The sequence below is a fragment of the Actinomadura logoneensis genome (assembly GCF_003428695.1).
GTDB classification, from domain to species: Bacteria; Actinomycetota; Actinomycetes; order Streptosporangiales; family Streptosporangiaceae; genus Spirillospora; species Spirillospora logoneensis.
In genome coordinates, this window is sequence record NZ_QURH01000973.1 from 1 (window position 1) to 8,668 (window position 8,668).

The 8,668-nt window shown below is 72.8% G+C and carries 8 protein-coding genes; 4 read left to right on the top strand and 4 right to left on the bottom strand.

Annotation, left to right across the window (positions count from 1 at the left end; translation table 11 throughout):
• The first annotated feature begins 48 nt into the window (after window positions 1-48).
• From DZF91_RS33000 to DZF91_RS33010, 3 genes are all read left to right on the top strand, one after another.
• Window positions 49-1,623, top strand: coding sequence for an alpha/beta hydrolase (locus DZF91_RS33000; RefSeq protein ID WP_235834748.1), 1,575 nt, complete (start codon window positions 49-51; stop codon window positions 1,621-1,623).
• A gap of 222 nt (window positions 1,624-1,845) precedes the next feature.
• Window positions 1,846-3,492, top strand: coding sequence for an alpha/beta hydrolase (locus DZF91_RS33005; protein ID WP_235834749.1), 1,647 nt, complete (start codon window positions 1,846-1,848; stop codon window positions 3,490-3,492).
• Between the two features lie 51 nt (window positions 3,493-3,543).
• On the top strand, window positions 3,544-4,386 hold the full coding sequence (locus DZF91_RS33010) for a GNAT family N-acetyltransferase (RefSeq protein WP_199487066.1): 843 nt from the start codon (window positions 3,544-3,546) through the stop codon (window positions 4,384-4,386).
• 55 nt (window positions 4,387-4,441) lie between these two features.
• On the opposite strand, the gene DZF91_RS33015 is transcribed toward DZF91_RS33010, so the two are convergent.
• Both DZF91_RS33015 and DZF91_RS33020 read right to left on the bottom strand, forming a co-directional pair.
• A complete protein-coding gene (locus DZF91_RS33015; RefSeq protein WP_268915993.1) occupies window positions 4,442-4,867 on the bottom strand; it encodes a DUF3037 domain-containing protein in 426 nt (141 codons plus the stop codon).
• The gene (locus DZF91_RS33020; RefSeq protein WP_117360965.1) at window positions 4,864-5,691 is read right to left on the bottom strand and encodes a HipA family kinase; all 828 of its coding nucleotides are present in this window, start codon (window positions 5,689-5,691) and stop codon (window positions 4,864-4,866) included. Before DZF91_RS33020 ends, DZF91_RS33015 begins: the two co-directional genes overlap by 4 nt.
• A 33-nt stretch (window positions 5,692-5,724) precedes the next feature.
• Here DZF91_RS33020 and DZF91_RS33025 point away from each other — a divergent pair, with 33 nt between their 5' ends.
• A complete protein-coding gene (locus tag DZF91_RS33025; RefSeq protein ID WP_117360966.1) occupies window positions 5,725-6,360 on the top strand; it encodes a cyclase family protein in 636 nt (211 codons plus the stop codon).
• 29 nt (window positions 6,361-6,389) lie between these two features.
• Here the strand turns inward: DZF91_RS33025 and DZF91_RS33030 are convergent, their stop codons facing one another.
• Both DZF91_RS33030 and DZF91_RS33035 read right to left on the bottom strand, forming a co-directional pair.
• The gene (locus tag DZF91_RS33030; protein WP_117360967.1) at window positions 6,390-7,268 is read right to left on the bottom strand and encodes a TIGR03619 family F420-dependent LLM class oxidoreductase; all 879 of its coding nucleotides are present in this window, start codon (window positions 7,266-7,268) and stop codon (window positions 6,390-6,392) included.
• A gap of 5 nt (window positions 7,269-7,273) precedes the next feature.
• Window positions 7,274-8,524, bottom strand: coding sequence for an LLM class flavin-dependent oxidoreductase (locus DZF91_RS33035; protein WP_117360968.1), 1,251 nt, complete (start codon window positions 8,522-8,524; stop codon window positions 7,274-7,276).
• Window positions 8,525-8,668: the final 144 nt, after the last annotated feature.

Consider the following 8,668-nt stretch of genomic DNA (forward strand, 5'->3'; position numbering starts at 1 on the left):
CCCCGCCTCCACCGAGGCGGGGCGCGCCCCGTTCCGAAGGACCACTGGATGAAGAAGATCGTCATCGCCGCGGCCGCCGCGGTGGTGGGTGTCGGCGGCACCGCGTCCGCCGCTCTCGCGGCCCCGTCGCAGGCCCCGGCCAAGCCGAAGGTCAGCTGGGTCAAGTGCACCGACCCCAAGCTGGTCGCGGCCAAGGCCGACTGCGGGTTCGTGACCGTCCCGCTGGACTACGCCAAGCCCAACGGCAAGAAGATCCAGATCGCGATCTCGCGGACGCACCACACCGACACCAAGCACTACCAGGGCATCATGCTCGGCAACCCGGGCGGTCCCGGCGGCTCGGGCTACGCCTACTCCGAGAAGCTGCCGCGCTGGATGAAGGGCGTCGGGCAGGGCGCCGCCGCGGCGAAGTTCGACTTCGTGGGCTTCGACCCGCGCGGCGTCGGCTCCAGCAAGCCGGCGCTGACCTGCGACGCGCACTACGCCAAGCCGCCGCGCCCGGACTACACCCCCACCTCGGCGAAGATCGAGCGGTACTGGCTGGCCAAGTCCAAGAAGTACGCGCAGGACTGCCAGAAGAAGTTCGGCTGGCTGCTGCCGCACATGCGGACCACCGACGTGGCGCGCGACATGGACAGCATCCGCGCGGCCCTCGGCGCCAAGAAGACGAACTACTACGGCTTCTCCTACGGCACCTACCTGGGCGCGACCTACGCGACCATGTTCCCGACCCGCGTCGGCCGCATGGTGCTGGACGGCAACGTCAACCCCAAGACCGTCTGGTACGGCTCGCAGCTGGAGCAGGACAAGGCGTTCGAGCGGAACATCAAGCTCTGGTTCGCGTGGATCGCCAAGTACGACTCGGTCTACCACCTGGGCAAGACCGGCAAGGCCGTCGAGGCGCTGTACTACAAGACCCGCGCCGCCGCCCTGAAGAAGCCGATCGGCGGTCTCGTCGGCGGTGACGAGCTGGACGACATCGTCCTGTCCGCCGGCTACTACACCTCGGCCTACATGGACCCGGCCGCGGCCCTGTCGGCGTGGATCGTCAAGAAGGACCCGAAGCCGCTGGTGGACAGCGTCGACCCGGGTGACGACGACAACGGCTTCGCCGTCTACAACGCCGTCCAGGGCGCGGACGCCGCGTGGCCGCGCAGCTGGGCCAAGTGGAAGAGCGACGCCAACAAGCTCGTGAAGCAGGGCAACCGCTTCAACACCTGGAGCAACGTCTGGTACAACGCCCCGGTGCTGTTCTGGCCGTTCAAGGGCGGTCCGGCGCTGAAGATCCAGGGCAAGAAGGGCCTGGGCGGCATCCTGCTCGTCCAGTCCACGCTGGACGCCGCGACCCCGGTCGCGGGCGGCTACGAGATGCACAAGCGCTTCCCGTCGTCGCGCCTGCTCCTGGAGCTCGGCGGCAAGACCCACGCCAACACGCTCAACGGCAACAAGTGCCTGGACGACAAGGTCGGCAAGTACCTGTCCACCGGCTGGCTGCCGAAGGGCCGTCCCGGACCTGACGACTCCTGCAAGGCCGACCCGGCGCTGAACAACCCGGACCCGACGCAGCAGCTGCGGTCCGCGGGCGTCCAGGGCGGCAAGGACCTCCCGGTCGGCCGTCTCTGACGTCCGTCCACCCCTGGGGTCTCTCGGGGCCGCTCCGCAGGGAGCGGCCCCGTTCTCTTTCCGCCCGTTCCCTTGCCGCCCGTTCCCTTTCCGTCTGTTTCCGTCCCTGCCGGACGGCTCGGTCGGAAGCGCCGTCCGGCTTCGGCAGTAACGCGGGTTTGCCCGGAAACGCGGGAATCACGGATCGCGGGCCGCGCGTGACCCGGCCGATAGAACTCGAGGGTGCGCAACCCCATAGCCCACCGCGCGACGGCCGGGGCCGCCGCGGCGGTCGCCGTCCTCACCGTCCTTTCCGTTCCCGCCGCCGCCCGCGAGACGATCACCTGGCGGCCCTGCCCGAAGAACGACCCGGTCGAGAAGGGCCGCCTGCGCGGCCTGGAGTGCGGCTCCCTGCGGGTGCCCCTCGACCACTCCCGGCCGCGGGGGGAGCAGATCACCCTCGCGCTGACCCGCGCCAGGCACACCGCGGCCCGCTCGCAGGGGGTCGTCCTGCTGAACCGGGGCGGGCCCGGCGCGCACGGCCGCGACATGCCGATGCTGTTCTCGTACGGCATGCAGCGCCGCGTCGCCGCCGCCTACGACTGGATCGGCTTCGACCCCCGCGGCGTGGGCGGCAGCCGTCCCGCCGTCGTCTGCGACGAGTCCTACCAGGACCCGGGCCGCCCGCGCGCCGACACCATCCCCGCGAACACGGCGGAGGAGAACGCCTGGCGGGCGCGCGCCGCGCGGTACTCGGCCGACTGCGCCCGCCGGTACCCGCGCCTGCTGGCGCACATGGGGACCGACGAGTGGGTGCGCGACCTGGACGACATCCGCGCCGCGCTCGGCGAGCGGAGGATCAACTACCTCGGCTACTCCTACGGCACCTACCTGGGCACGGTGTACGCCTCGAGGTACCCGGACCGGGTGCGGCGGATGGTGCTGGACAGCGTCGTGCGGCCCAGCGGCGTCTGGTACGACGACAACCTCGACCAGAACGTGGCGTTCGAGAAGCGGATCCGCGCCTACTTCGCCTGGATCGCCCGCTACGACGCGGTCTACCACCTGGGCGGCGACGAGAAGCAGGTCGCCGCCGCGTACCAGCGCGTCCGCGCCGCGCTGAAGGCCCACCCGGTGAACGGCCGGGTCGGGGCGTCCGAGCTGGACGACATGTTCCTGTCGGAGGGGTACGGTGACGCGGGCTGGCCCGGCCACGCCAAGTTGCTCTCCGCCTACCTGCACGGCGATCCCAAGCCGCTCGGGCAGGCGTGGAAGAAGCCCGACTTCCTCGACCAGAACAACTACGCCGTCTACAACGCCGTCCAGTGCCGGGACGCCGCGTGGCCGCGCGGCTGGCGGCGCTGGCGCGACGACGCCGTCCGCCTCTACCGCGCGGGATACACGTTCGAGACCTGGAGCAACACCTGGTACAACGCCCCCTGCGCGAGCTGGCGGGTGCGGGGCGGGCCGCCGCCGAAGGCCGCGGGCCGGGCGACCCTGCCGCCCATCCTGCTCGTCCAGGGCACCGAGGACGCCGCCACCCCGCTGAACGGCGCCCAGGAGACCCACCGGCTGCTGCCGAACTCGCGGCTGCTGCTGCAGGTCGGCGGCGGCAACCACGGCATCACCCTCAACGGCGACCCCTGTGTGGACGGCGCCGTCAACCGGTACTTCGCCACCGGGGCACTGCCCGCGGCGGGCACGTCCTGCAAGGCCCCGGCGCCGCCGGTCCCGGAGGGCGCGGCCAAGCGGGCCCGGACCCACGCCCGGCAGGCGGCCCGGATCCCGCGCCTGAACCCGGACGGAACCCCGGCCCGGACCCCGGATCGGGCCGGTGAGCGGAGCCGGGCGGCCGGTCCCGGGTCGGCATCGGTCGGAACGAGGATCTAGTCTTGGTTACGTGGTGCTGACAACGGTGATGGCGGCCCGATAGCCATGCGGATGCTGGGGGCGTCGCCGGTGCGGGTGCTGGACGACCGGCACCGCGACGAGGCGCTGCGCATCCTGGACGCCGACCCGGTCGCGAACGTGTTCGTCAGCTCGCGCGTCCACGCGGCCGGGCTCGACCCCAGGCGGCTCGGCGCGCAGATGTGGGGCTACCAGCGGGACGGGCGGCTCCGGTCGCTCTGCTACGCCGGGGCGAACCTGATCCCGGTCAACGCCGGCCCGGACGCCGTGCGCGCGTTCGCCGAGCGCGCCCAGGCGCAGGGCCGGCGCTGCTCGTCCATCGTGGGCCCGGTCGACGCGGTCACCGGCCTCTGGGAGATCCTCGGCCCGTACTGGGGTCCGCCGCGCGCGGTGCGGGGGCTCCAGCCGGTCATGGCGACCTCGCGGACCCCGCCCGTCCCGGCGGATCCCGCGGTTCGCCGCGCCCGGATGTCCGACTTCGACCTGCTCTACCCGGCCTGCGTCGCGATGTTCACCGAAGAGGTGGGGATCTCGCCGAACGCGGGCGACGGCGGCGTCCTGTACCGGGCGCGGGTCGGCGAGCTGATCCGGTCCGGCCGCGCGTTCGCCCGGATCGAGGACGGCCGGGTCATGTTCAAGGCCGAGGTCGGCGCGGTCACCCCGCACGCCTGCCAGGTGCAGGGCGTGTGGGTGCCGCCCGACCTGCGCGGCCAGGGGCTGTCGGTTGCGGGCATGGCGGCGCTGGTCACCGAGTCGCTGCGGTCGATCGCGCCGGTCGTGTCGCTGTACGTGAACGACTACAACGTCCGGGCGCGGGCCGCCTACCGCCGGGTCGGTTTCGACGAGATCGGCGAGTTCATGTCGATCCTGTTCTGACCCCCGGCCAGGGGACTCCCGCCGGGACGGCCTTCTGCCGCCGGGCCCGGCGGTCTCAGGTGACCAGGAGGGTCAGCAGGCGGTGCAGCTCGCCCGCCGGGTCGCCGGTGAGGCCCGCGTGGACGGGACCGGGCTGGACGATCGTGCTGCGCGGCGCGGTCAGCCAGCGGAACCGCCCGCCGGGCGGCTCGGCGGCGGCCTGGCCCGCGTCCTCCCCGCCCCGGCACAGCCCGGCGACGGCGGCCAGCGCCGTGCGGACGCCGTCGAGGTCCAGGGAGGGGTCGAGAGCGAGCAGGCGCGGCTCGTCCAGGTGCGTGGCGCAGCCCAGGTACTCCAGCGCCCGGCAGTAGACGATCACCCCGACGTTCATCGACTCGCCGCGCTCGACGCGCGGGACCACGCGCAGCGTCGCGTACTCGAACACCTGCAGCCCGGACGCCGTCGCGCCCACGTTCGCCCTGCTCGGCCGGACGGAGTTCACGCCGGACCTCCCAGCCAGCCGGGCCGCTTCTCGCCGCGCCGCTCGTCGGTGTGCGGGCGCCGGCCGGTGACGTCCAGGGACGGCAGCCAGTCGCGCGGGTTCCCGATCCGGCGGGTCAGCACCCGGACGTAGGCGTCGCGGACGTCGTCGGGGGAGTCGAAGCCGGGCTCGCCCTCCAGCCAGGCGTCCGGGACGAGCGCGGTCAGCTCGCGCAGCAGGTCCGGGGTGATCCGCGGGAGGTACTCGGCCTCGGCCTCCGCGAGCCGCCCCGCGAACGGGGTGAGGACGTGGTCGTCCACGTCGTAGGGGCCCGCGAACAGCCGGTCGGCGTTGGCCCAGGCGTGGTGGAAGATCAGGCTCGCGCCGTGGTCGATCAGCCAGACGTCCTTGTGCCAGACCAGCATGTTGGGGTTGCGCCAGCTCCGGTCGACGTTGCCGATGAACGCGTCGAACCACAGCACGCGGGAGGCGAACAGCGGGTCGGGCCGCCAGCCGATCGGGTCGAAGCCGAGCGAGCCGGGCAGGAAGTCGACCGCGAGGTTCCAGCCGGAGCTGGCCTTCAGCAGGTCCTGCACGTCGGGGTCGGGCTCGTGCCGTCCGATCACCGGGTCGAGGTCGATGATCCGCAGCTCGGGGGTGCGCAGGCCCAGCCGGCGCGCCAGCTCCCCGGCGATCACCTCGGCGACCAGGGCCTTGCGGCCCTGCCCGGCGCCGTGGAACTTCATGACGTAGGTGCCGAGGTCGTCGGCCTCGACGACGCCCGGCAGCGACCCGCCCTCGCGGAGCGGTGTCACGTACCGGATGGCGGTTACGAGCGGCAGCACACGCGAAACGCTATCGGACGCGATGATGTGCCCATGACCTTCGTGGACCTGACGCATCCCGTGGAGAGCGGCATGCCGGTGTACCCCGGCGACCCGGAGGTGCTGGCCGAGCCCGCGCTGACCGTCCCGGCGGACGGCGCGAACGTGGCGCGGCTGCACCTGGGCTCGCAGTCCGGCACCCACGTGGACGCGCCGTTCCACATCGACGACGCGCTGCCGCGGCTGGCCGAACTGCCGCTGGAGCGGTTCGCCGGGCCGGTCGTGCTCATGGACGCCACGGGTCTGGCGGGCCGGGAGATCGGGCCGGGGCTGCTGCCGGACGGGCTGCGGCCGGGCGCCGTGCTGCTGGTCCGCACGGGCTGGTCGCGGCGGTGGGGGAGCGCGGAGTACTGGACGTCCCATCCGTACCTGGCGGCGGAGACGGCGGCGGCGATCATCGGCGCCGGGGTCCGGACGGTCGGTCTGGACACCGCCAGCGCCGACCCGTCCGGGTCCCTGGCCGCGCACCGGGTGCTGCTCGGGGCGTCCGCCGTCATCTGCGAGAACCTGACCGGGCTGGAGCGGATCACCGGTCCCGCCGAGGTGACGCTGTTCCCGCTGCGCCTGGAGGGCGCGCACGCGGGCGACGGCGCGCCCGTCCGCGCCGTCGCCCGCCTGCTCTCCGCCTGACCGGCCGCCGCACCGGCGGCCGGGACGGATCACATCTTGCCGATGACCTCCTCGGCGAACCGCTCCATGGTCGCGATCTTGAGGTCCACGCCCGTGTGGCGGGCCTTCTCCTCGTCGGTCGGCATCCACCAGGGGGCGGCGAGCGTGCCGGTGACGCCCCGGTCGTGCCACTTGCGGTAGAGGTCCGCGCTGGGCCGCTTCGCGATCGGGGCGATCACCTGGAGGTCGTCCAGGGTGCGGCCGTGCGCGGCGAGGTGGCCGCTGAGGCGGTCGAGCAGGTCGGCGAGGTCGTCCTCCTTGTAGACGCGGTTGCCGATCCAGCCGTCGCCGATCCGGGCGGCGCGGCGCAGCGCGACGTCGCTGTCCCCGCCGACGAAGACCGGCACCGGCTCGGACGGGACGGGCGCGATGCTGAGCGGGCCGTGGTCGAAGAACCGGCCGTGGTGCTCGACCTGCCCGCCCTTCCAGAGCGCGCGCAGGGCCGGGACCATCTCGTCCAGGCGCCTGCCGCGGGTCCGGAAGTCCTGGCCGGTCTGCCGGAACTCGTCCTCGCACCAGCCGGCCCCGACGCCGAGGACCACCCGGTTCCCGGACAGCACGGCGGCGGTCGAGACGGCCTTGGCGACGGTGAACAGGTCGCGGGCGGGCGCGACGTAGACGTTGGTGGCGAACCGGACGCGGGTCGTCGCCGCCGCCATCGCGCCGATCGCGACCCACGCGTCCGGCCAGTGCGTGCCCTCCGCGTAGGGCGGCGCGCCCGTCTCGCTGTAGGGGTAGGACGCCTCGTAGTCGGCGTGGAACAGATGGTCGGAGATCGCGACCGTGTGGTAGCCGAGCCGGTCGGCCGCCGTCGCGAGGGGCAGGTACTCGTCGGCGTCCACGAACGACGCGCCGAGCCAGAACTCCACGGCCGTCAGCCCTGGAACTCGGGGATGACCTTGGTGGCGAACAGCTCCAGGTTCCGCTTGACCGTGTCCAGCGGCAGGACGCCCTGCTGGCCCTGCATGAACAGCCCGAACCACTCCAGGTCGGGCATCCGGTCGAGCATCCGCTGGATGCCGCGCTTGACGTCGTCCGGGCCGCCGATCAGCGCCATCTCGACGTCGGCCATCCGCTTGAAGTCGCCCTTCTCCGGCGAGATCGGCTGGTGCTTGTCGTCCTCCTGCTTGCGGAGCACCTCCAGGTAGCCGAACGGGCCGAAGAACGACGCGAAGTCCTTCTGCATGCCCTGGCCGTAGGTGGCGATGGCCTCCTCGCGGGTGTCGGCCATCCCGACGATCTTGAGGATGCCGGTGTGCTCGCCGAGCCGGTAGTCCCTGCCGAGCTTGGCGCACTCGTCCTGGTAGAGCTTGGCCTTCTTGGCGTGCTCGTCCGGGTTCGGGGTGAACATCCAGGGCAGGATGCCCTCCTGCGCCGCCCGGACGACCGAGCGGTCCGACACGGTGAACGGCTGCCAGAGCTCGGGGTGCGGGTCCTGGTAGGGCTTGGGGCAGACCGAGACCGAGCGCAGCACGCCGTTCTCGTCGATCTCGCCGGGCGCGCCGAACGTCCGGGTCCACTCCTGGGCGGGCCAGCCCTCCAGGCCCTCGTACGGTGCGGGCACCTCGTAGTCCAGCACGTCGCTCCTGTAGCGCAGGCTGTCCTGCTCCCACGCCATCTTCATGATCTTCAGGACCTCGCCGAACACGTCGAAGTTCCGGTTGTCGGACTTGGAGCCGTCCGAGCGGGCCGCGGACGCGTGCCAGCGCTGCCCGAGGACGTTCGCCCACCGCGCCTGGTAGCCGCGCGCGACGCCGAGGCGCAGCCGTCCCCGGGAGAAGTGGTCGAGCAGCGCCACGTCCTCGGCGGCGCGGATCGGGTCCCAGGTGGGCAGGACGAGCCCGAGCGGCGCGAGCAGGATGCGCTCGGTCCGCGCGGCGAGGTCGGTGAGGAACATCAGCGGGTTGACCGAGAACTCGAAGCCCTCCGAGTGGAAGTGGTGCTCGGTCATCATCAGGGCGTCGAAGCCGATCCGGTCGGCGTGCACGGCGATCTCGCGGACCTCGTGCAACAGCTTCTGGTAAGACTCGCGGTCCCGTCCGATCGGCCGTCTGGCCTTGGCGTTCTCCTCGGCGGCCCACCCGGAGCCGGGGATCTGGGGGTTCAGAAAGATCGCGAACTTCACGCGGGCGTCTCCTTAGCGAGCGGAATCGGTCGGGACGGAAGCGGGCGTCTCGGAAGGCGGTGCCGAGGCCGGGGCCGGGGCCTGGGCCGCGGTCGGGGCCGCGGAGGGGACGGCGGACGGGGCGGCGGGGGACGTCGCGGCCGG

Bases quoted from the DNA above. Each gene is read 5' to 3' on its own strand.
- DZF91_RS33025 (WP_117360966.1), top strand. From the start codon at position 5,725: ATGACCTTCGTGGACCTGACGCATCCCGTGGAGAGCGGCATGCCGGTG.
- DZF91_RS33000 (WP_235834748.1), top strand. From the start codon at position 49: ATGAAGAAGATCGTCATCGCCGCGGCCGCCGCGGTGGTGGGTGTCGGC.
- DZF91_RS33010 (WP_199487066.1), top strand. From the start codon at position 3,544: ATGCTGGGGGCGTCGCCGGTGCGGGTGCTGGACGACCGGCACCGCGAC.